The 19,356-nt window shown below is 65.4% G+C and carries 19 protein-coding genes; 10 read left to right on the plus strand and 9 right to left on the minus strand.

Going from position 1 to position 19,356, the window contains the following annotated elements; translation table 11 throughout:
- Nucleotides 1-26 precede the first annotated feature (26 nt).
- Entirely contained in the window at nt 27-455 is a 429-nt protein-coding gene (locus tag ASC89_RS08770) for an SRPBCC family protein (RefSeq protein WP_055996859.1), read from the plus strand.
- 406 nt (nt 456-861) lie between these two features.
- Here the strand turns inward: ASC89_RS08770 and ASC89_RS08780 are convergent, their stop codons facing one another.
- The gene (locus ASC89_RS08780) at nt 862-1,263 is read right to left on the minus strand and encodes a DUF1761 domain-containing protein (RefSeq protein ID WP_055996865.1); all 402 of its coding nucleotides are present in this window, start codon (nt 1,261-1,263) and stop codon (nt 862-864) included.
- Nucleotides 1,264-1,417: 154 nt separating this feature from the next.
- Here ASC89_RS08780 and ASC89_RS08785 point away from each other — a divergent pair, with 154 nt between their 5' ends.
- Nucleotides 1,418-3,061 (plus strand): alpha-glucosidase family protein, encoded by a 1,644-nt coding sequence (locus ASC89_RS08785; protein WP_055996868.1) that lies wholly within the window; start codon nt 1,418-1,420, stop codon nt 3,059-3,061.
- 187 nt (nt 3,062-3,248) lie between these two features.
- On the opposite strand, the gene ASC89_RS08790 is transcribed toward ASC89_RS08785, so the two are convergent.
- From ASC89_RS08790 to ASC89_RS08800, 3 genes are all read right to left on the minus strand, one after another.
- On the minus strand, nt 3,249-3,569 hold the full coding sequence (locus tag ASC89_RS08790; protein ID WP_055996871.1) for a hypothetical protein: 321 nt from the start codon (nt 3,567-3,569) through the stop codon (nt 3,249-3,251).
- 56 nt (nt 3,570-3,625) lie between these two features.
- Nucleotides 3,626-4,678 carry an AbrB family transcriptional regulator gene (locus tag ASC89_RS08795; RefSeq protein ID WP_082533255.1) on the minus strand — a complete coding sequence of 351 codons (1,053 nt, stop codon included), beginning with the start codon at nt 4,676-4,678 and terminating at the stop codon, nt 3,626-3,628.
- Between the two features lie 237 nt (nt 4,679-4,915).
- Complete coding sequence (locus tag ASC89_RS08800) at nt 4,916-6,076, minus strand: M20 aminoacylase family protein (RefSeq protein ID WP_055884755.1); 1,161 nt, start codon at nt 6,074-6,076, stop codon at nt 4,916-4,918.
- Nucleotides 6,077-6,243: 167 nt separating this feature from the next.
- On the opposite strand from ASC89_RS08800, the gene ASC89_RS08805 reads away from it, so the two are divergent.
- The 7 genes from ASC89_RS08805 to ASC89_RS08835 all read left to right on the plus strand — a co-directional run bounded on the left by ASC89_RS08805 (nt 6,244) and on the right by ASC89_RS08835 (nt 13,341).
- The gene (locus ASC89_RS08805) at nt 6,244-7,002 is read left to right on the plus strand and encodes an electron transfer flavoprotein subunit beta/FixA family protein (RefSeq protein WP_055996877.1); all 759 of its coding nucleotides are present in this window, start codon (nt 6,244-6,246) and stop codon (nt 7,000-7,002) included.
- On the plus strand, nt 7,002-7,928 hold the full coding sequence (locus tag ASC89_RS08810; protein ID WP_055996880.1) for an electron transfer flavoprotein subunit alpha/FixB family protein: 927 nt from the start codon (nt 7,002-7,004) through the stop codon (nt 7,926-7,928). Before ASC89_RS08805 ends, ASC89_RS08810 begins: the two co-directional genes overlap by 1 nt.
- Before the next feature lie 248 nt (nt 7,929-8,176).
- A complete protein-coding gene (locus ASC89_RS08815) occupies nt 8,177-9,361 on the plus strand; it encodes an amino acid aminotransferase (RefSeq protein WP_055996883.1) in 1,185 nt (394 codons plus the stop codon).
- 90 nt (nt 9,362-9,451) lie between these two features.
- Complete coding sequence (gene fsa / locus ASC89_RS08820) at nt 9,452-10,105, plus strand: fructose-6-phosphate aldolase (protein WP_055884767.1); 654 nt, start codon at nt 9,452-9,454, stop codon at nt 10,103-10,105.
- Nucleotides 10,106-10,261: 156 nt separating this feature from the next.
- Nucleotides 10,262-11,341, plus strand: coding sequence for an Mrp/NBP35 family ATP-binding protein (locus ASC89_RS08825; RefSeq protein WP_055996886.1), 1,080 nt, complete (start codon nt 10,262-10,264; stop codon nt 11,339-11,341).
- Nucleotides 11,342-11,344: 3 nt separating this feature from the next.
- A complete protein-coding gene (locus ASC89_RS08830; protein ID WP_055996889.1) occupies nt 11,345-11,785 on the plus strand; it encodes a GNAT family N-acetyltransferase in 441 nt (146 codons plus the stop codon).
- A 251-nt stretch (nt 11,786-12,036) separates the two neighbouring features.
- Nucleotides 12,037-13,341, plus strand: a complete 1,305-nt coding sequence (locus ASC89_RS08835) for a GH1 family beta-glucosidase (RefSeq protein WP_082533256.1) — start codon at nt 12,037-12,039, stop codon at nt 13,339-13,341.
- 231 nt (nt 13,342-13,572) lie between these two features.
- Here the strand turns inward: ASC89_RS08835 and ASC89_RS28775 are convergent, their stop codons facing one another.
- Nucleotides 13,573-14,379 carry a lysozyme inhibitor LprI family protein gene (locus ASC89_RS28775; RefSeq protein ID WP_200940432.1) on the minus strand — a complete coding sequence of 269 codons (807 nt, stop codon included), beginning with the start codon at nt 14,377-14,379 and terminating at the stop codon, nt 13,573-13,575.
- A 174-nt stretch (nt 14,380-14,553) separates the two neighbouring features.
- Between ASC89_RS28775 and ASC89_RS08845 the strand changes: the two genes are divergently transcribed.
- Nucleotides 14,554-15,330 (plus strand): glycosyltransferase family 25 protein, encoded by a 777-nt coding sequence (locus tag ASC89_RS08845; protein ID WP_055996892.1) that lies wholly within the window; start codon nt 14,554-14,556, stop codon nt 15,328-15,330.
- Between the two features lie 14 nt (nt 15,331-15,344).
- Here ASC89_RS08845 and ASC89_RS08850 read toward each other — a convergent pair whose 3' ends face one another.
- The 4 genes from ASC89_RS08850 to hisS are packed head-to-tail and all read right to left on the minus strand — an operon-like array spanning nt 15,345 to nt 19,352.
- A complete protein-coding gene (locus ASC89_RS08850) occupies nt 15,345-16,097 on the minus strand; it encodes a TSUP family transporter (protein WP_055996895.1) in 753 nt (250 codons plus the stop codon).
- The gene (hisG, locus tag ASC89_RS08855) at nt 16,094-16,828 is read right to left on the minus strand and encodes an ATP phosphoribosyltransferase (protein WP_055884785.1); all 735 of its coding nucleotides are present in this window, start codon (nt 16,826-16,828) and stop codon (nt 16,094-16,096) included. The genes ASC89_RS08850 and hisG overlap by 4 nt, the downstream gene beginning before the upstream one ends.
- A complete protein-coding gene (locus ASC89_RS08860) occupies nt 16,825-17,910 on the minus strand; it encodes an ATP phosphoribosyltransferase regulatory subunit (RefSeq protein WP_055996898.1) in 1,086 nt (361 codons plus the stop codon). The genes hisG and ASC89_RS08860 overlap by 4 nt, the downstream gene beginning before the upstream one ends.
- Nucleotides 17,907-19,352: a histidine--tRNA ligase gene (gene hisS, locus ASC89_RS08865; RefSeq protein WP_055884790.1), complete on the minus strand. Its 1,446-nt coding sequence runs from the start codon at nt 19,350-19,352 to the stop codon at nt 17,907-17,909. The genes ASC89_RS08860 and hisS overlap by 4 nt, the downstream gene beginning before the upstream one ends.
- Nucleotides 19,353-19,356 lie beyond the last annotated feature (4 nt).

A 19,356-nucleotide genomic window follows, 5' to 3' on the forward strand; every position in this document is an offset into this window, starting at 1 on the left:
CAGACCATCAACCAGGGAGACCTAACATGTCCGCAACTTTCACGGCCACCACCAGCCTCGAGCTATCGACGCCGCCGACCCGAGTCTGGGCAGCGCTCACCGATCCGGCGATGATCAGGCAATACATGTTCGGTGCCGAACTCACCGGCGACTGGCGCCAGGGCGGCACCGTAACCTATCGCGGCGAATGGGACGGCACGCCGTTCGAGGACAAAGGCGACATCCTCGAGATCGATCCGCCGCGCCTGCTCAAGGTCAACTATTACAGCGCCATGAGCGGCCAGCCCGACACGCCGGAGAACCGGCAGTTGATCACCTACGCCCTCGTCCCATCAGGCACCGGCACGCGGCTCACGGTCTCCCAATCCAACAACCCCACTCAGCAAGCCTCCACCGCCGCGGAAGGCAACTGGGCGATGACGCTCGATGCGCTGAAAGGACTGCTGAGCCCCTAGCATCACACCTAGCGCTTCTGGTTTGCGGAGATTGTTCCGAAGGCAAGCAACCACCCGATCGTTGCACCCAAGGCACCCAGCGACGCGCCAACGGCAAGATGAGTTGCCGTCTCTTGCCACCCCGCAATCGCCCGGAGGAGAAGCGCAATGAGAGCGAAAAGGACTGCGCCCAGGAACACTGCCCGCCAAAGGTGCAATCGTCCATTGCGAGCGAGCCATAGCAGCGCAAAGCCAGCGGTGAGGAGTGGCAGCAGCCCAAACCAACCGGTCACGATCAGGGCCAAAGGCCATGCCGGCCCGGCCCACCAGACCGACCATCCCAGTAGTGGCAGGAGAACTCCCGCCACTACGCCCGTTGCCATCCGCCAGCCGCTTCCAACTCTCACAGCAGACCGCCAGGCCGCCACTACCGCCAAACCGCCAGCAGCGCCCCCATCAGCACCAGCGCAATCAGGTTGTTGCCGAGGTTGATGGCGATCAGCTTCAGCGAGCGGTTCTCGTAACCCCAGAGCGACACCAGCAGCGTCGCCATGAAGCCGAGCCAGACCCAGAAGCCGGCCAGCGCGCCATTGAGCCAGTCGGTGATACCAGCCCCGACGATGATGTTGGCGAGCGCGAACGACATGATCAGCGAGGCGATGACATCGACCACCATCGCCTTGCCGAGCCCCGCCTTCATCGTCTCCGGCGTCACCCCGGTGAGCGCCTGCCACGGCTTCAGCAGCAGCGGCGGCGAATACCAGGCAAAGCCCACGGCCATGCGGATGATCGCGGCGACAAGCACGGCCAACCAGTTGATCGGCAGCATTGTTTGAACTCCCCAGGGCGCCCCTCGCGCCCGGATAAATTCTACCGCCGAAGCAAACTGCGCCGCAATCGACGCGGAACCCCCATGCCGTCAAAGCGATTGCCTTTCCGGTGGCCCCTCGCGACACTGCAAATACGAAACGGCGGAGACTTCGATGACGGATTGGTGGCGCGGCGCGGTGATCTATCAGGTCTACCCACGCTCGTTTCAGGACAGCAACGGCGACGGCATTGGTGACCTGCCCGGCATCATGCGCCGGCTCGATCACATCGCCAGCCTCGGCGTCGATTGCATCTGGCTCTCGCCGATCAACCAGTCACCGCAGCGCGACATGGGCTACGACGTTTCCGACTACAAGGAAGTCGACCGCCTGTTCGGCAGCCTCGAAGACTTCGACGACCTGATCAAGCGCGCCCACGCGCTGAGCCTCAAGGTGATCATCGATCAGGTGCTGAGCCATTCCTCGGACATGCATCCGTGGTTTCGCGAGAGCCGGCTCAACCGCACCAATGCCAAGGCCGATTGGTATGTCTGGGCCGACCCCAAGCGCGACGGCTCGCCGCCCAATAATTGGCCATCGGTGTTCGGCGGCCGCGCCTGGGAGTGGAATCCCAGCCGCGGGCAGTACTACTTCCACAATTTCCTGATCGAGCAGCCCGACCTCAACTTCCATAACCCCGACGTGCAGGATGCAGTGCTCGACGTCATGCGCTTCTGGCTCGAGCGCGGCGTCGACGGTTTCAGGCTCGACACGGTGAACTACTATTTTCAGGACAAGCTGCTCAGGAACAACCCGCCGGCGCGGCGGCCCAAACACCTGCCTTATGCCGTCAACCCATACGACATGCAGGACCACAAGTTCGGCAAGAGCCAGCCCGAAAACGTCGGCTTCCTGAAGCGGGTGCGCAAGCTCCTCGATCAGTATCCGGGCACCACCACGGTCGGCGAAGTCGGCGACAGCCATCGCGGCCTGCAGCTGATGGAGGAATATACCTCCGGCGGCGACAAGCTGCACATGGCCTATACCTTCGACATGCTCGGCCCCGAGTTCACCGCCGAACATTTCCGCACCAAGATGGCGAAGTTCTTCGCCGGCGCGCCGAATGGCTGGCCGTGCTGGAGCTTTTCCAACCACGACGTCAACCGCCACATGACCCGCTGGGCGCCGTATTCACGGAACCCGGCCGATCTCGCCCGCCAGGCGGCGGCGATGCTGCTGAGCTTCAAGGGTTCGGTCTGTCTCTATCAGGGCGAAGAGCTCGGTCTGCCCGAAGCCGATATCCTGTTCGAGGAATTGACCGATCCGCCGGGCATCCGCTTCTGGCCCGAATACAAGGGGCGCGACGGCGCCCGCACGCCCATGCCATGGGAGGAGGGCGAGCCCCCCAACGGTTTCTCCAGCGCCAAGCCGTGGTTGCCGGTGAAGCCGAACCACTCGGCTCTGAACGTCGCCGCCCAGAACGCTGATCCGGACTCGACGCTCAGCTTCTATCGCAAGGCGCTGGCTTTCCGCCGCGCCCACCCGGTCTTTGCCTCAGGCGATATCGAGTTCCTGAAAGCCGCCGAGCCGCTGCTTGCCTTCCGCCGCACCGGTAAGGACGGCGCCATCACCTGCCTCTTCAACCTCTCCGCCGACCCGCTCACCGTGACGCTCGACGGTGGCGAGGGGCTCGAGCCGTTGGAGCTCTCGCACGGCGCCGAGCGCCGAAAGAGCAAGCTGAAGCTCGAAGCCAACGGCTTCGCCTTCTTTGCGACATCGGAGATGAAGCTGGCGTTCGGCGGCAGAAGGAAGCGCTGATCGGCTGAGAGACCGGTGCGGGAAGAGTACCCCCCACCCTGTCCCTCCCCCGCAAGGGGGGAGGTGACCTGCGCTCACGAGTCTTCGTATTCGCACCGGCAGGAGTGTTGGCGTCTCCCTCCCCCTTGCGGGGAGGGGACAGGGGTGGGGGTACTCTTCGCGCGCTGACGTGCGTGACGACGAAGCTTCAGTCCACCTGTTCCCAGGTATCGGGATCATAATAGTCGCTGTGCCAGGTACCATCGGGGTACTGCACGAAGGCCTCGACGCAGCCGTCCGACGCCAAGCTCACCGAGCGGGCGTCGACGCCGCGCCGGCGCAGTTCCATCTTCACGACCTCCTGGTCGAAGCTGTCGCCGTCGCCGCCCGACTTGCCACCCACCGAGAAGCCGAACTCGATTTTCAGCCCCGGCAGGTTGTCGTTGAGGTTGCAGTTTTCGCGCGCCATCGCCGGGCCGGCTGCGAACAGGGTGGCGGCAACGATGGTGAGGACAAGCGGACGCAGCATCTGAGTCTCCAATGGACCGGGAGGCATGTGCCGGAGGATTTGGGCAGGCTTGCGGCCTACGGCAAGTCCTTGTCGCGAATAAGCATTGCAACCACCGGGATGGCGAAGGTGAGCATCAGCAGCCGGCTCACATGGTGCGCCGCGATGAACGCCGTATCGAACCCCAGCGCGATGCCGAGTGCGCCCATCCCCTCGAGCGCTCCCGGCGACAGCCCGAGCCAGATCTGCCCGAACGGCATGTCGACGAACGGCGCCACCGCCAGCGTCACCCCCGTGGCGATGGCGACGGTCAGCGCTGTGCCGGCCAGCCCGCCGATCGCTGCCTGCTTGAACTCGGCGCGGGTGATGCCGTTGAAGCGCGAACCGATCAGTCCGCCGATCAGGATGAAGGTCGCGATCAGCAATGGCTGCGGCATTGACCCCTCGAACAGCCCGGCGAACTTGGCGCAGATCGCCACCGCCATGGCGCCGAGCACATAGCCGGCCGGAGCGCGGAGCTTGGTCAGGATGAACCCCGCGATAGCGCAGGCGATGGCCACCGGCAGCAGCGTCTCGAACCCCATCGGATCCTGCACCGGCGCGCCTTCGTAGTGCCCGATCGGCAGGAACAGCGCTCCGATCGGCACGCAGATGGTGAGGATCAGGATGCGGATCACCTGGATGATGATGATCTGCCGGGTATCGCCAACGCCCGCTGCCGCAATCGACATCACGAAGCTCAGATGCCCGGGGAACGAGCTGAGATAGGCGGTGCCGCGGTCGAGCCCGAACAGTTTGCGCAACAGGAACCCGGTGAGCGTGATGATCAGGATCAGCTCCACCGCCAGCGCCGCCAGCGTCACCGGCCATTGCACGATCAGCGCCAGCGAATCGCGCGCCACTGCCGCGCCCATCGACAATCCGGTCAGCACGAAGGTCGCGTCGCGCAGCCAGGTCGGCAGCATCACCTTGACGCCCAGCAGCGCCGCGATCGCCACCGCGAGCGCCCCACCCATCAGCCACGCGGCGGGCAGATTGACCAGCGCCGCCAATCCGCCACCGGCCGCCGAGATCAGCAATGTGACGAGTGTCCGGCGGACAATGGTGCCGGCGGGCAGGGGGGAGGTCATTTGGCGGAACGAGTCGAGATGGCTAGGACGCTAACTATCGACGAGTTTGCGCTGCGGGGGAAGCGGGCCGTTGGGCGAATATCGAGTGCTTGGCGCCCCTCACCCTAACCCTCTCCCCAGAGGGGCGAGGGGACGCGTGTGGCACCGCCGGTGAGCCCATCGCCCCCTCGCCCCTCCAAGGGGCGCAATAAGCGCTCCCGGGGAGAGGGCCGGGGTGAGGGGTAGCCCCACGCACTGCTATCTCTGCGAAGCACCCTCGACCAGCTTCACGAAAAAACTCACCCCAACCGGGATGATCTCGTCGTTGAAGTTGTAGGTGTCCGAGTGCAGTTCGGAGCTCGGCCCGTTGCCGAGGAATACGTAAGCGCCCGGCCGCGCCTGCAGCATGTAGGAAAAATCCTCGCCGCCCATCTTGGGGTCGACATTGGCGTCCACCCGGTCCTCGCCCACCACAGTCGCGGCGATGGCCGCGGCATAGGCCGTTTCGTCCGGCGTGTTTTCCACCACCGGATAGCCGCGGCGATAGTTCACCTCGGCCTTGCCGCCGAAGGTTTCGACGATGCCCTTGGTCACCGCCTTGAGCCGCTCTTCCATCAGGTCGCGCACTTCGTCGTTCAGCGAGCGCACCGTGCCGGTGAGCTTCACCTTCTGCGGGATGATGTTGAACGCCTCGCCGCCCTGCATCATCGTCACCGACAATACTGCCGAGCGGATCGGATCGATATCGCGCGAGACGATGGTGTGCAGCGCCGTGATCAGCTGCGCCGCGATCATCACCGGGTCCACCGTGTTCTGCGGCCAGGCGGCGTGTCCGCCCTGGCCTTCGATCACGATGTTGAACTCATCGCTCGCCGCCATCAGGCCGCCGACCCGCATGGCGATGCTGCCGGCTTCCTGGCCGGGCATGTTGTGCAGCCCATAGACCTCATCGACGCCGAAGCGATCCATGATGCCGGCTTCCACCATGGCGCGCCCGCCGGCGCCGCCTTCTTCGGCCGGTTGAAAGATCAGCACGGCGTTGCCGTCGAAATTGCGCGTCTCGGCCAGGTATTTCGCGGTACCGAGCAGGATCGAGGTGTGGCCGTCATGCCCGCAGGCGTGCATGCGGCCGGGCGTCTGGCTGGCATAGTCGAGGCCGGTGCGCTCGAGGATCGGCAACGCATCCATGTCGGCGCGGATGCCGATATTCTTGCCCGGTCCACGCCCCTTGATCACCGCCACCACGCCGCTCTGGGCGATGCCGGTAACCACTTCGTCGACGCCGAACGAGCGCAGCAGCTCGGCCACTTTCCCCGATGTGCGGGGCAGTTCGTACTGAAGTTCGGGGTGCACATGGAAGTCGCGGCGCCATTCGGCGACCTCGTCGGCGAATTCCGCGATACGATTGATAACGGGCATGAAAGACCTGAACGCTAGTAAGCGCGCACTGTGCGGGGACGAGGGTAGGGCGTCAACCCGTAGGCACGCCATTCTCCCTAACGCCTTCGATGTAGTCAGAAATTCCCCGCTCGAACTTGCTCCTCCTCGTCATATTTGCCAAACACCCGGCAACACTGGAGGAACCGATGAAAATCCTCGTTGCCGTCAAGCGCGTCGTCGATCACGCGGTGCGCGTCCGTGTCCGTTCCGATGGCTCGGGCGTCGAGACCGAGAACGTGCGCATGTCGATGAACCCCTTCGACAAGCACGCTGTCGAGGCCGCGGTGCAGCTCAGTGAAGCCGGCCACGCCACCGAGATTGTCGTCGTCTCGATCGGGCCCAAGCAGAGCAACGACGTCATCCTCACCGCCCTCGCCATGGGCGCGCATCGTGGCATTCTGATCGAGGCCGATGGCCGCGTCGAAACCCTGGCGGTGGCCAAGCTCCTCAAGGCCGTCGTTGCCGAGGAACAGCCCGATCTGGTGCTGCTCGGCAAGCAAGCCGTCGACGACGACTCCAACCAGGTCGGCCAGATGCTGGCCGGCCTGCTCGACTGGCCGCAGGCGACCTTCGCTTCGGAGATCAAGGTCACGGGCGACGGACTCGAAGTTACCCGCGAGGTCGACTACGGCCGCGCCACGGTTGGTGTCTCGCTGCCCGCCATCGTCACGGCCGACCTCCGCCTCAACACCCCGCGCAACGCCGCGCTGCCCATGGTGATGAAGGCGCGTTCGAAGCCGCTGGCCGTGCGCCCTGCCGCCGAGTTTGGGGTCGATCTCACGCCGCGGCTCAAGCTCGAGAAGGTGAGCCCGCCGGCCGAGCGCATGGCCGGGCGCCGGGTCGCCGATGCTGCCGAACTGACCGCAGCAATTCAGTCTGAACTTTCCGAGCTGGAGGCGCTCTGATGGCCGTCCTCGTTCTCGCCGAACACGATCTCGGCGTGCTCTCCGCCGCCACGGCCCGTATCGTCGCTGCCGCCGAAACGCTTGGCCCGGTCGATCTGCTGGTCGCGGGACAGGACGTCTCGGCCGTTGCCGCCGAAGCCGCAAAGCTTGCCGGCGTTGAGAAGGTGCTCGTTGCCGACAGCGCCGCGCTTGCCAACCAATCGGCAGAGGCCGTCGCCGCGCTGCTCGCCCGCCTCGCCGAGCCCTACACCCATATCGTTGCCGCCGCTGCCGCCACCGGTCGCGACGCCATCCCGCGCCTCGCCGCGCGGCTCGACCTGATGCCGGTGACCGATGTCGTCGCCATCCACGGCCCGACCCGCTTCGATCGGCCGATCTACGCCGGCAATGCCATCGAGACGGTATCTTCGGGGCAGAGCAAACAGTTGCTGACCATCCGTGCCTCGGCCTTCCGCCCGGCGGCGACAGGCAACAATGCCCCTGCCCATTCCGTCGATGCCGACGTGGCGGCGGTCGCCCGTTTCCTCGCGGCGCACCGCACCGAGAGCGATCTGCCGGAACTCTCGACCGCCCAGGTCGTCGTCGCCGGTGGTGTTTCCTTCGGCTCGGCCGAAAAGTTCGCGCTGGTCTCCGACCTTGCCAAAGTCCTCGGCGCTGCTGTCGGCGCCACCCGCGCTGCGGTCGATGCCGGCTACGCCCCCAATGACTGGCAGGTCGGCCAGACCGGCAAGATCATCGCGCCCGACCTCTACATCGCCATCGGCATCTCCGGCGCGCTGCAGCACCTCGCCGGTATCCAGGGCGCCAAGAAGATCATCGCCATCAACAAAGACCCCGAGGCGCCGCTAATGAAGATCGCCGATATCGCGCTGGTCGGGGACCTATTCGAAGTGGTGCCGCAGCTGATTGCGGGGTTGAAACGGTAGGGCTGGTGTCTGTGGCCCACCCCCACCCTTGATCCCTTCCCCACAAGGGGGAGGGAGACGCTCACGGCAGCGTCGGCTCTTGCCTCTCCCTCCCCTTCAAGGGGAGGGTAGCGCAGCTTGGTCCGTAAGGACCGTAGCGGAGCTTGGTGGGGTGGGGCCACATGCACCAACCCAGACTATCCGCCCCGTTGCAATTCCCCCGCCACCGCCTATAAACACCCCGCTCTCGTTTTCCCCGGACAGACCTGATGTTTGAGACCCTGAAGAAGGCCACGCTCGACAAGATTTTCGTGCTGATGGCCGAGTATGCCGCCGATCCCCGCGACGGAAAGATCGACCTCGGCGTCGGCGTCTACAAAGATCCCAAGGGCGTCACGCCCGTCATGAGTTCGGTGAAAAAGGCCGAGCAGCGCATCCTCGATAGCGCCAAGACCAAGACCTACAAGGGTGTGGTCGGCAACAAGGAATTCTCCGCCGCCATCGTCGATCTGGCGCTGGGTGGTGTCGTCGACAATAAGCGGATCCGCTGCGTCAACGGCGCCGGCGGTACCGGTGCGCTGTCGATCCTGATGAACGTCCTGGGCCGCGCTCGCCCTAAGGGCCGCATCTTCATTTCTGACCCGAGCTGGCCGAACCACTGGCCGATGGCCGAACTCGCTGGCCTGACCCCGGTCTACTACCCGTATTTCGACCACAAGACCCGCATCGTCGATTTCCCGGCCATGCTGGCGGCGCTCGACACCCTAACTTCCGACGATATCGTCTTGCTGCACGGCTGCTGCCACAACCCGACCGGCGCCAGCCTCACCAATGCGCAGTGGGACGAGGTGGTCGAGAGCCTGCAGCGCACCGGCGCCTTCCCGCTGGTCGATCTCGCCTATCTCGGCTTCGGCGATGGGCTCGAAGCCGATGCCTATGGCGTGCGCAAGGTCGTCTCCTCGGTGCCCGAGTCGATGGTCGCCTTCTCGGCCTCGAAGAATTTCGGCCTCTATCGCGAGCGCGCCGGCGTCGCCATCGCTATCGCCAGGGACTCCGAGTCGGCCGACGTCGTCTCCTCGCAGATGCAGAACGTCATCCGCGCCACCATTTCGCAGACCCCCGACCATGGCGCCGAGATCGTCCGCGTCATTCTCGAGGACAAGGAACTGCGCGCCGAGTGGGAAGCCGAACTCACCGAGATGCGGGAACGGATGAAGCGCCTGCGCGTCAAACTTGCCGACGCCATCCGGCAGCGCTCGAACTCGAAGGATTTCGATTTCATCGCCGAGCATACCGGCATGTTCTCGCTGCTCGGCCTGCCTGAGGATGTCGTCACCAAGCTCAAGCTCGACGACGGCGTCTACATGATCAACGACAGTCGCATCAACGTCGCGGGAATCCCCGAGGATCGGATCGGCGAACTCGCCGACAAGATGCTCGCCGCGATCCGCTGAGACCGATCTCTGCTTTGCTGAGACGTTGTCTCGACTGCCGTTTGTGACTACCTAAAGAGCAGCTAACCATCTCCCTTGGAGGGGAACGAAATGAAGTTCTTCGTCGATACCGCCGAGATCAAGGATATCCGCGATCTCTATGAAACCGGCCTGCTGGACGGGGTGACGACGAATCCCTCGCTGATCGCCAAATCCGGCCGCCAGTTCAAGGACGTGATCAAGGAGATTTGCTCGATCGTTCCTGGTCCCGTGTCGGCTGAAGTCGCCGCCACCGACTATGACGGCATGATCGCCGAGGGCCATGTGCTGGCCAAGCTCGCCGAGAACGTCGTGGTGAAGGTGCCGCTGACCATCGATGGGTTGAAGGCCACCAAGACCTTCTCGAAGGAAGGCATCAAGACCAACGTCACGCTCTGTTTCTCGCCCAACCAGGCGCTGCTCGCGGCCAAGGTCGGCGCCACCTACATCTCGCCGTTCATCGGCCGCCTCGATGACATCAACGCCGACGGCGTCGAGCTGATCGAGAACATCCGCACCATCTACGACAACTACTCGTTCGCCACCGAGATCCTCGCGGCCTCGATCCGTACCCCGAACCACATCACCGAGGTGGCTCTGGCCGGTGCCGACGTCGCCACCATCCCGCCGGCGGTGATCTACAAGCTGGCCGACCACCCGCTGACCAAGTCGGGCCTCGAGCAGTTCGTTAAAGACTGGAAGTCGACGGGCCAGTCGATCCTTTGATCGGCTGAAGGCAGGGCGCGCGCCACACACTCGGAGTCATTCCCGCGAAAGCGGGAATCTCCGTTTCGGAGCGCGCCGCATCCACTGCAAACAGAAGTTCCCGCTTGCGCGGGAATGACCCGGTGACAGCGGGGAAATTCAGGCAAGGCTTCCCCCATGGCCAATGAACTCATCGCCACCGCCGTCCGCAACGCGCTCGCTTCCGTCGAAATCCCCGGCGGCGGCGAACTGGCGGGCTATGGGGGGTTAAGCGAGATCATCGTCACCACCGGCGCCGTGGCTTTTGCCATCTCGGTTGCGCCGGGCATGGAAGCCGCCTTCGGTCCGGCCCGCGTCGCTGCCCAGGCTGCGGCCGAAAAGGTTGCTGAGGGCCGCAAGGTCATGGTGTCGCTCACCTCCGACCGCGCCCAGGCCGCGACCGGCCAGGCCAAGGCGCAGGGCCGTCCCGGCCCACCGCCGCGCGAAGCCGTGCCCGGCGTCCGCCATATCATCGCCGTCGGCTCCGGCAAGGGCGGCGTCGGCAAATCCACCGTCGCCGTCAACCTGGCGCTCGGCTTTGCTGCCGAGGGCCTGCGCACCGGCATCCTCGATGCCGATCTCTACGGGCCCTCGATCCCGAAGCTGCTCGGCCTCGAGGGCAAGCCCGCCGTTCGCGACGACGGTATCTTTGCTCCACACGAGGCCTATGGCCTCAAGGCGATGTCGATCGGCTCGATGCTCACTGCCAATCAGGCGGTGGTGTGGCGTGGCCCGATGGCCACCTCGGCGCTGCGGCAACTGCTGCGCGAGAGTGATTGGGGCGGTCTCGATGTGCTGGTCGTCGACCTGCCGCCCGGCACCGGCGATATCCAGATCTCGCTGGTCCAGCAGGTGCCGCTGCTTGGCGCTGTCATCGTTTCCACCCCGCAGGATCTGGCGTTGATCGACGCCAAGAAGGCGATGGACATGCTGCTCCGCACCGACGTGCCGATCCTCGGCCTCATCGAGAACATGAGCTACTTCGTCGCCCCGGACACGGGAGAACGCTACGACATCTTCGGCCATGGCGGCGCCAAAGCCGCTGCAAGCACGTTCGATATCCCGTTCCTCGGCGAAATCCCGCTGGTGATGTCGATCCGCGAAAGCTCCGATGCGGGCCGGCCGGTCGTCGCTACCGACCCCGATGGCGCCGAGGCGCAGGCCTTCCGCGCCATCGTCCGCGCCATCCTCGCCGCCAGCCCGCAGCTGAAACCCTGAGCCATGCTGTCGCTTCGGCTCGCCACCGCAGCTGACATCGACGCGCTCATCGCCATCGACCACGTCGCCACCCATAGCGCCGACCGCCGCGAGGCGATTGCCGAGTGGATCGCGCTGGGCCACTGCCACCTCGCCGAGCGCGATGGCGCCGTCGCCGGCTATGTCGCGCTCACCCGCAGCTTCTTCCGCTCGCCCTTCATCGAAATGCTGATGGTCGGCGCCGCCTTCCGCCGCACCGGCATCGGCCGTACCCTGATTGAGCATTGCATCTCGATTACGCCGTCCGACCAGAAGCTCTGGACCTCGACCAACGAGTCCAATGCGCCAATGCGTGCCCTCCTGCCGCAACTCGGCTTCGAGCAGACCGGTGCATTCGAGCAGCTCGACGAGGGCGATCCGGAGCTGATCTTCCTGAGGTGGCCCCCTAACGCCGGGGCGGGCTGACGCCCACCCTTGATCCCTCCCCGCAAGGGGGAGGGAGACGATCGCCTCGATATCAGTGTGAGGGTCTCCCTCCCCCTTGCGGGGAGGGGACAGGGGTGGGGGGCCACAGCCACCAGCTTCTCGGTAACACCGGTGACATCCCTTCTTCGCACTGTTATGCAATCGATTACATTGATCCGCGGGCGTCGAGAATCGGCGTCCCGGAACGACCACAACGAGCGCATGAGCGCCGCCCTGTTGAGGAGTGAGAAGTGTTTTCGATTTCGCGTGACGAGCTCGGCCCGAATTTCACTTTCGGCGCCGCCACTGCCGCCTATCAGATCGAGGGCGGCCAGACCGATGGCCGCGGCACCTCGATCTGGGACACGTTTTCATCCACCCCCGGCAACGTGAAGAACCTCGATACCGGCGCCGTCGCCTGCGACCACTACAACCGCTGGCCTGGCGACCTCGATCTGATCCGCGATGGCGGCTTCGACGCCTATCGCTTCTCCTTCGCCTGGCCGCGCCTCATCCCCGAGGGGATCGGCGCGGTGAACCCCAAAGGGCTCGAGTTCTATGACCGCCTGATCGACGGCATGCTCGAGCGCGGCATCAAGCCCTACGCCACGCTCTATCACTGGGATCTGCCGAGCCCGCTGCAGGACAAGGGCGGCTGGATGAACCGCGATATCGCCAGCTGGTTCGCCGAATATGCTGCCGTGGTGGGGCATCACTTCGGCGATCGCCTCGCCGCCACCGCCACCATCAACGAGCCGTGGTGCGTCGCCTTCCTTAGCCATTTCCTCGGCATCCATGCTCCCGGCTATCGCGACCTCCGCGCCGCATCCCGCGCCATGCACCACGTGCTGTTCGCCCATGGCACCGCCATCGACGCGCTGCGCGCCGAGAGTGTCAAAAACCTCGGCATCGTGCTGAACCTCGAAAAGACCGAGGCGGCCTCCGACAAGCCGGAGGACATCGAAGCGCAGAACCTCGGCGATGCGCTGTTCAACCGCTGGTATCTCGATGGCGTGTTCAAGGGCCGCTACCCCGAGGCACTCACCAGCCGGCTGGCCGAGTACCTGCCCGAGGGCTTCGAGAAGGATATGGAAGTCGTCTCCCGTCCGCTCGATTGGCTCGGCATCAACTACTATACCCGCGGCCTCTACGCTGCCGGCCCCAATGGGCTGTTCGGCGCCGAGCGCCGCTCCGGCGACCTCGAGACCAGCGATCTCGGCTGGGAAATCTACCCCAAGGGGCTCGAGGACCTGCTGGTCCACGTCAACCGCGACTACACCAAGCTGCCGCTCTATGTCACCGAAACCGGTATGAGCGAGACCAACGACGAGCGCCGGGTGAAGTTCTACGACGAGCATCTGCGGGCCGTCGCCAACGCGCAGGGGCAGGGCGCCGATGTCAGAGGCTTTTTCGCCTGGTCGCTGCTCGACAACTACGAGTGGTCGCAAGGCTACACCTCGCGCTTCGGCATCGTGCATGTCGACTACGAGACGCAGGTGCGCACACCGAAAGCCAGCTACCGCGCCTTCCAGGGCATGCTGCACAACACGCGGTGAGGGGCGGGCGCCTTCGCTCCTCGCTCCGCTCGTAGCGCGCTACGCTTCGCTGCGCGTACCCCTCATCCGGCGCTACGCGCCGCCTTCTCCCTCAAGGGGAGAAGGCACCCGACTGAGGTGCCTGAGGTAATCACCTTCTCCCCTTGAGGGAGAAGGTGCCCGAAGGGCGGATGAGGGGTATCGCAACCGTCAGGTTGCGCGATCGGAGCGCAGCGACGAGCGACCCGCAGGCTACATCGCCGGCGCCGGCTCTGCCGCGTACGTCACCGTGTGCTTGCCGCCCACCCACGCGTAGGTCGCCCAGCAGGCGTCAGCCGCCGTCGCCTTCGGGCAATTGGTGCTGTCGACCCATAGCCGCGCCGTCGTCCCGGTTTCGGCCTGCACCAGCGTCGGCATGCCGCCCAGCGCTTCGATCGGGGCGGCGAACTTTTCCGACGACACCGCGATCTGCACGGCGCAGCCGCCATTGCCGCAGAACGCCGTCGCCGAATTGCTGCACTGCAGCGGCTGCGAGTTGATCACGTAGTCGGCGATCCCGTCGCCATCGAGGTCGGCGCTCAGCAGCCCCGGCCGGTCGCCGCCGGCGTTCAGCGTGCCACCCAGCTTGGTGCATTGCTCGGCATAGCCGGATATCAGCGTTTCAACCCCCTCAGGGATCGGCGCCGTTACCGGTGGCACCTGGTTCTGCAGGTCCGAGAACTGCTGCATCGACGTGCCCAGTTCCGCCTTCAGCGCCGCAATCCGCTCGGTATACACCTTGCGCAGGCACGTGATGTCGGCGCCGCATTTGCCGCGGTCGGCGAGGAACGCTTCGGCGTCGTCGTGCCGGGCGCCGTTGGCGCCCATGAACATCGGCACCTTGTCGTAGGCGTAGAACAGCCCGGCCATCTCGCTGTCGAGCGCCGAGGTCACGCCGTCGCGGCACACCGCCACTTCATCGGCGGCCGCCGCCTTGCTGCAATCAAAGCTCGCCGCCTGCAAGGGAGAGGCGACCAGCAGTAGAAACATCAGGCTCATGAGGCCCAGAAATGCGCGCATAATTTCACCTGCCGAATGTAAGTTGTTCGAGATACTAGCGTTTTTGACACCAACCGACGACGCAACTCTCTGTGCGTCCTCAACGAAGCCTGAACCGCCGCCTACGGCGCTTGCCATAGTCACCGGCTTTGGCCAAGAAGCAGCACGGCAATCCTGACCACCCCGCGGTGTCGAATGCATGTCTACGTGATCAATCTGGCGCGCCGCCCCGACCGCCGGGCGTTTATGCAGCAGCAGGCCGAACGACTGGGTCTGAAGTTCGACTACATCGACGCCGTCGATGCCCAGACCGACGCCCCCGAGTTCGCCGAGATCGAGGTGCGGGCCGGCGTGCATGGCCGCATCTCCCGCGGCGACCTCGCCTGCACGCTGAGCCACAGGACGTTCTGGCGCCGGTTCCTGGCCTCAGGCGAGCCCTACGCCGTCGTGCTCGAGGACGACGCTATCCTTGCCGACGATTGTGGTCAGTTCTTTGCCGATAGCGTCTGGATCCCGCCGGGCGCCGATGTCGTCAAGCTCGAGCGCTATGGCCGCCATCGCCCGATGTTGATGGATCGCGACACCCGGCCGGCTCACAGCCGCCGCGTCGGCCGCTTCTACGGCAAATGCGCCGGCACGGCTGGCTACGTCGTCTCCGCCGCCGGCGCCCGCGCGCTGCTCGAGGCCACCACGTCGGTTGATGACCCGATCGACCAGATGATGTTCAACCCCGGCCGCTCGACGCTGTTCGGCCGGCTCGCGCCCTTTGTGCTGGAACCTGCCATCTGCGAGCAGGAACAGGTGGCCGTCCCCTCCGACATCCGCGGCAAGCGCCAATCGAGCCGTGGCGGGCTGCAGGGCGTGCTGAACGAACTTCGCGCCGTCCCACGGCAGCTCGCGCACGCCATGAGTCTCGCGCTGCCGCTGCTGCAGGGACGGCTCGAGCGCCGCGTCCTGACCTTCCGCCGCTAGCGGCTCAAAGCACTCTACGGAAACACCAGCAGCTTCACCGCCAGCGCGATCGACACCACCACCACCAGCGGTCGGATCAGCCTCGCGCCGAAGCGGATGCCGGTGAGTGCCCCGAGATAGCCGCCGATGATCTGCCCGACGATCATCACCCCCGCCACGAGCCACACGACGTTACCCGAGGGGATGAACAGCGCCAGCGCGCCCAGGTTCGAAGTGAGGTTCAGCACCTTGGTGTGCCCCGCCGCGCGCGTCACCCCGAAGCCGAACAGTGTCACGAAGCCGAGCGTCATGAACGACCCCGTCCCCGGCCCCAGGATGCCGTCGTAGAACCCGACGGCAAAGCCCATCAGCGGCAGGAAGATCGCGATGCCGAGCCGGGCGTGGCTGTCCTCGTCGGTGAGCCTGGGTGCGAAGGCGAAGTAGAGCGCCACCGCGATCAGCGCCACCGGCACGGCGTATTGCAGCACTGTCGTATCGATCGATTTGACCGCCAGCGCCCCGAGGAACGAGCCGCCAAAGGTCAGCGGGATCGCTACCGCTAGCAGTTTCAGCGACACGAACCCCTTGCGCCAGTAGGTGAAGGCGGCGATCACCGTGCCCACCACCGACTGCAGCTTGTTGGTCCCGAACGCGGTGACCGGCGGTATGCCAACCGCCAGCAGCGCCGGAATGGCGATCAGCCCGCCGCCACCGGCAATGGCATCGACGAACCCCGCGAGCAGCCCCACGAAGCCAAGTGCGACGAGGATCGTCAGGTCGAAGCTCACAGCAGGGTGGAGATCCCCGGCGGCACCCCGCCCATGATCGACAGCAGCGCTTCGAGCTGCGCCTTCCTGAGCGGCGTCCAGTCGGCAGTACGTGACACGATCAGGTTCGCTTCCGACTTCATGATCAGCCCGTCCTCCAGCACGCGCAACTGGTTGGCGGCGAGGGTGGAGCCGGTCGAAGTAATGTCGACGATCAGGTCGGCCGATCCGGCTGCCGGCGCCGATTCCGTCGCTCCGGCGCTCTCGACGATGCGATACTCGGCAATGCCGTACTTGGCGAAGTGCCGCCGTGTCAGGTTCACATACTTGGTCGCAACACGCAGCCAGCGGCCATGACGCGAGCGAAAATCCGACGCCACATCGGCGAGGTCGGTCATCTGCTGCACGTCGATCCAGCTGTCGGGAATGGCCACCACCACATTGGCTTCGCCGAAGCCGAGCCCGCGCACGAACAGCACGTTCTCTTCGCCGTTCTCGGAGGCCTCGTGGATCAGGTCAGAACCGGTGACGCCGATATCGACACCGCCGAGGATCAGCTCGCGCGCGATCTCGGCCGCCGGATAGAACCGCACCGTCACCTGCGGCTGGTTCTTGATCGAGCCGACATAGGAGCGCGCGCCACCCGGACGGGCGATGTTCATGCGCGCCGTCGAGAAGGCCTTGCGGGTCAGCTCCTCGAGCCGCCCCTTGCTGGGGATCGCGAGCGTCAGGCCGCCGGGCAAGGTGCTCATTGTTCGGCCTCCCTCTCGAGCCGGTCGACCCAGAGCGCACAGCCTGAGGCCTTTACCGGCTCGCCCGCGCCCAGCCGCTCCAGCATGCGGTCATACTCGCCGCCCGACGCCAGCACTTCGCCGTCCGAGCCGGTCATCTCGAACACGATGCCGGTATAGTAATCGAGGCGCGGCGAGAAGCTCGCATCGAAGATCACGTCGGCATTGGGCGATAGCGCCGCCAGCGCCGCCGCGTGGTTGCGCACCTGGTACAGCGGCTCGTCGAAATCGAACCCGGCCTGCTTGCACATCTCCGAGATGCGCTCGAATGCCGTCTCGGTGCTCTCGGCAACCGACAGGTAGTTCTGCAGCAACGCCACCGTCTCGGGTGGGATCGGCGCCGATTCCAGCGCCTGCTTTTCGAGGTAGCGGTCGGCGATCTCTTCCGGCGTGCGGCTGCCGATCAGGCTCAGCCCACCCGACAGCATCGCATCGGTAACGATCTCGATCACCGTGTCACGGCTATCGGGGGCAGGGGCCTCCGCCCGTTCTTCCGGGTTGCTGAGCCGTTCCATCAGGCGCTCCAGCGCCTCGGGGTGGCCGAAGCGGTGACGGATGCGGCTGCGCCACGCCACCGGGATCTCAGCCGCTTCGAGGAACGCCTCGAACAGCCCGACCCCGCCCAGCCGCACGTTCGGCGCGGTGATGTCGTAGATGGCCAGCGCCCAGCGCGCGAAGGTCAGCACCTGGTCGAGCGCATTGTCGGCATCGGCCTGGCCCAGGAGTTCGAGCCCGGCCTGCTCGAATTCGACCGGGGTGGACTGGTATTGGCGGAAGATCGGGCCGAGATAGGTGTAGGCCGAGGGGGCGCCGGTCAGCCCCTCCTCGAGATATTGCTGCGCGATCGGCAGCGTGAAATCCGGCCTCAGGCAGTACTCGACGCCGTTATTGGTCGTGGTGAGCAGCAGGTTCCGCCCGAATTCCTCACCCGCGAGATCGAAATAGGGGCCGGCAGGCAGCAGCAGCGCCGGGGTGGCGCGCGTCACCGTGCGCGACTCGACCAGCCGTACCAGCGCCGCATATCGCTCAGAGGCTGTCTTCACTTGTTGGCTTCCAGGTAGGCGGCCACTGCCGGCAGTTCGGCGATGGCCGCAACGATGGCGTCGAGGTCGCCGTCGCATTCGAACTGGCCCGGCCGCGCTGCCTTGTATTCGGCGTTGTCGGCAATCGCCTTGGCCGCCTGTTTGCCAGCGATCAGGTCCTTGATCTGGACCTTGCCGAGCTCGCGTTCCTGCGTGCCTTCGATGATCACCGCCGGCGCGTTGCGCTTATCGGCATAAGCCACCTGCTTGCCGAAGTTCTTGGTATTGCCCATGAACATCTCGGCCCGGATTCCCGCCCGGCGCAGCCGCGAGGTGATCGCCTGGTAGCGCGCCGTCTGCTCCTTATCGAGCACCAGCACCACCACCGGCCCCAGCGGCTCCTCGGCCCCGAGATTGCCGGTCAGCCGCAGCGCATGGGCAAGCCGCGACACGCCGATCGAGAAGCCGGTTGCCGGCACCGGTTCCGAACGGAACCGGCTCACCAGACCGTCATAGCGTCCGCCGCCGCCGACCGCCCCGAACACCACATCCTGGCCCTTCTCGTTCTGCACCTTGAAGGTCAGTTCGATCTCGAACACCGGGCCAGTGTAATACTCGAGCCCACGCACCACTGCCGGATCGATCTTGATCCTGTCCGCGCCATAGCCGGCCGCGTCGAACAGCGCCTGCATGGCGTTGAGCTCGGCAATCCCCTCATTGTGCTCCGGCTCTTCGCCACGCACATAGTTCAGCACCACGGCGCGCTGTCCGTCGCTGAGGCCCGCACCCTTGGTGAAGTCGCCGCTCTCGTCCTTGCGGCCTTCCCCAAGCAGCAGCGCCACCCCGTCGGTGCCGAACTTGTCGAGCTTGTCGATAGCGCGCAGCACCGAGAGTTTCTGCCCCTCGTCGACGACACCCGCCGACGCCAGCACTCCGTCCAGCACCTTGCGGTTGTTGACCTTCACCACGTATTTGCCGGCCAATCCCAGCGCGTCCATGGTGTCGGCCATCATCATGCACATCTCGGCATCGGCCTCGGGCCCCGCCGCGCCGACCGTGTCGGCGTCGAACTGCATGAACTGGCGGAACCGCCCCGGCCCCGGCTTCTCGTTGCGGAACACATAGCCGGCTCGATAGCTGCGATAGGGCTTGGCCAGCTTGTCGAAATTCTCGGCGAAGTGCCGGGCCAGCGGCGCCGTCAGATCGTAGCGGAGACTCATCCACTGCTCGTCGTCGTCCTGCAGCGAGAACACCCCGGCGTTCGGCCGGTCGGTGTCGGGCAGGAACTTGCCGAGCGTCTCGGTATACTCGAGCAGCGGCGTTTCGACCGGATCGAAGCCATAGCGCTCGTAGACCGCGCGGATCTTCGCCGTCATTGCGTTCACCGCCGAAATATCGGCGGGCAAACGATCTTCGAAGCCGCGCGGCAACCGCGGCGCGATGAGCTTCTTCTTGTCGGTCATGGTG

It is taken from the genome of Devosia sp. Root413D1, from assembly GCF_001425235.1.
Classification (GTDB): Bacteria; Pseudomonadota; Alphaproteobacteria; order Rhizobiales; family Devosiaceae; genus Devosia_A.

Excerpts from the sequence above, each read along its gene's own strand:
- ASC89_RS08770 (WP_055996859.1), top strand. The coding sequence starts at position 27 with ATGTCCGCAACTTTCACGGCCACCACCAGCCTCGAGCTATCGACGCCG.
- ASC89_RS08780 (WP_055996865.1), bottom strand. The coding sequence starts at position 1,263 with ATGCTGCCGATCAACTGGTTGGCCGTGCTTGTCGCCGCGATCATCCGC.
- ASC89_RS08785 (WP_055996868.1), top strand. The coding sequence starts at position 1,418 with ATGACGGATTGGTGGCGCGGCGCGGTGATCTATCAGGTCTACCCACGC.
- ASC89_RS08790 (WP_055996871.1), bottom strand. The coding sequence starts at position 3,569 with ATGCTGCGTCCGCTTGTCCTCACCATCGTTGCCGCCACCCTGTTCGCA.
- ASC89_RS08795 (WP_082533255.1), bottom strand. The coding sequence starts at position 4,678 with ATGACCTCCCCCCTGCCCGCCGGCACCATTGTCCGCCGGACACTCGTC.
- ASC89_RS08800 (WP_055884755.1), bottom strand. The coding sequence starts at position 6,076 with ATGCCCGTTATCAATCGTATCGCGGAATTCGCCGACGAGGTCGCCGAA.
- ASC89_RS08805 (WP_055996877.1), top strand. The coding sequence starts at position 6,244 with ATGAAAATCCTCGTTGCCGTCAAGCGCGTCGTCGATCACGCGGTGCGC.
- ASC89_RS08810 (WP_055996880.1), top strand. The coding sequence starts at position 7,002 with ATGGCCGTCCTCGTTCTCGCCGAACACGATCTCGGCGTGCTCTCCGCC.
- ASC89_RS08815 (WP_055996883.1), top strand. The coding sequence starts at position 8,177 with ATGTTTGAGACCCTGAAGAAGGCCACGCTCGACAAGATTTTCGTGCTG.
- fsa (WP_055884767.1), top strand. The coding sequence starts at position 9,452 with ATGAAGTTCTTCGTCGATACCGCCGAGATCAAGGATATCCGCGATCTC.
- ASC89_RS08825 (WP_055996886.1), top strand. The coding sequence starts at position 10,262 with ATGGCCAATGAACTCATCGCCACCGCCGTCCGCAACGCGCTCGCTTCC.
- ASC89_RS08830 (WP_055996889.1), top strand. The coding sequence starts at position 11,345 with ATGCTGTCGCTTCGGCTCGCCACCGCAGCTGACATCGACGCGCTCATC.
- ASC89_RS28775 (WP_200940432.1), bottom strand. The coding sequence starts at position 14,379 with ATGCGCGCATTTCTGGGCCTCATGAGCCTGATGTTTCTACTGCTGGTC.
- ASC89_RS08845 (WP_055996892.1), top strand. The coding sequence starts at position 14,554 with ATGCATGTCTACGTGATCAATCTGGCGCGCCGCCCCGACCGCCGGGCG.
- hisG (WP_055884785.1), bottom strand. The coding sequence starts at position 16,828 with ATGAGCACCTTGCCCGGCGGCCTGACGCTCGCGATCCCCAGCAAGGGG.
- hisS (WP_055884790.1), bottom strand. The coding sequence starts at position 19,352 with ATGACCGACAAGAAGAAGCTCATCGCGCCGCGGTTGCCGCGCGGCTTC.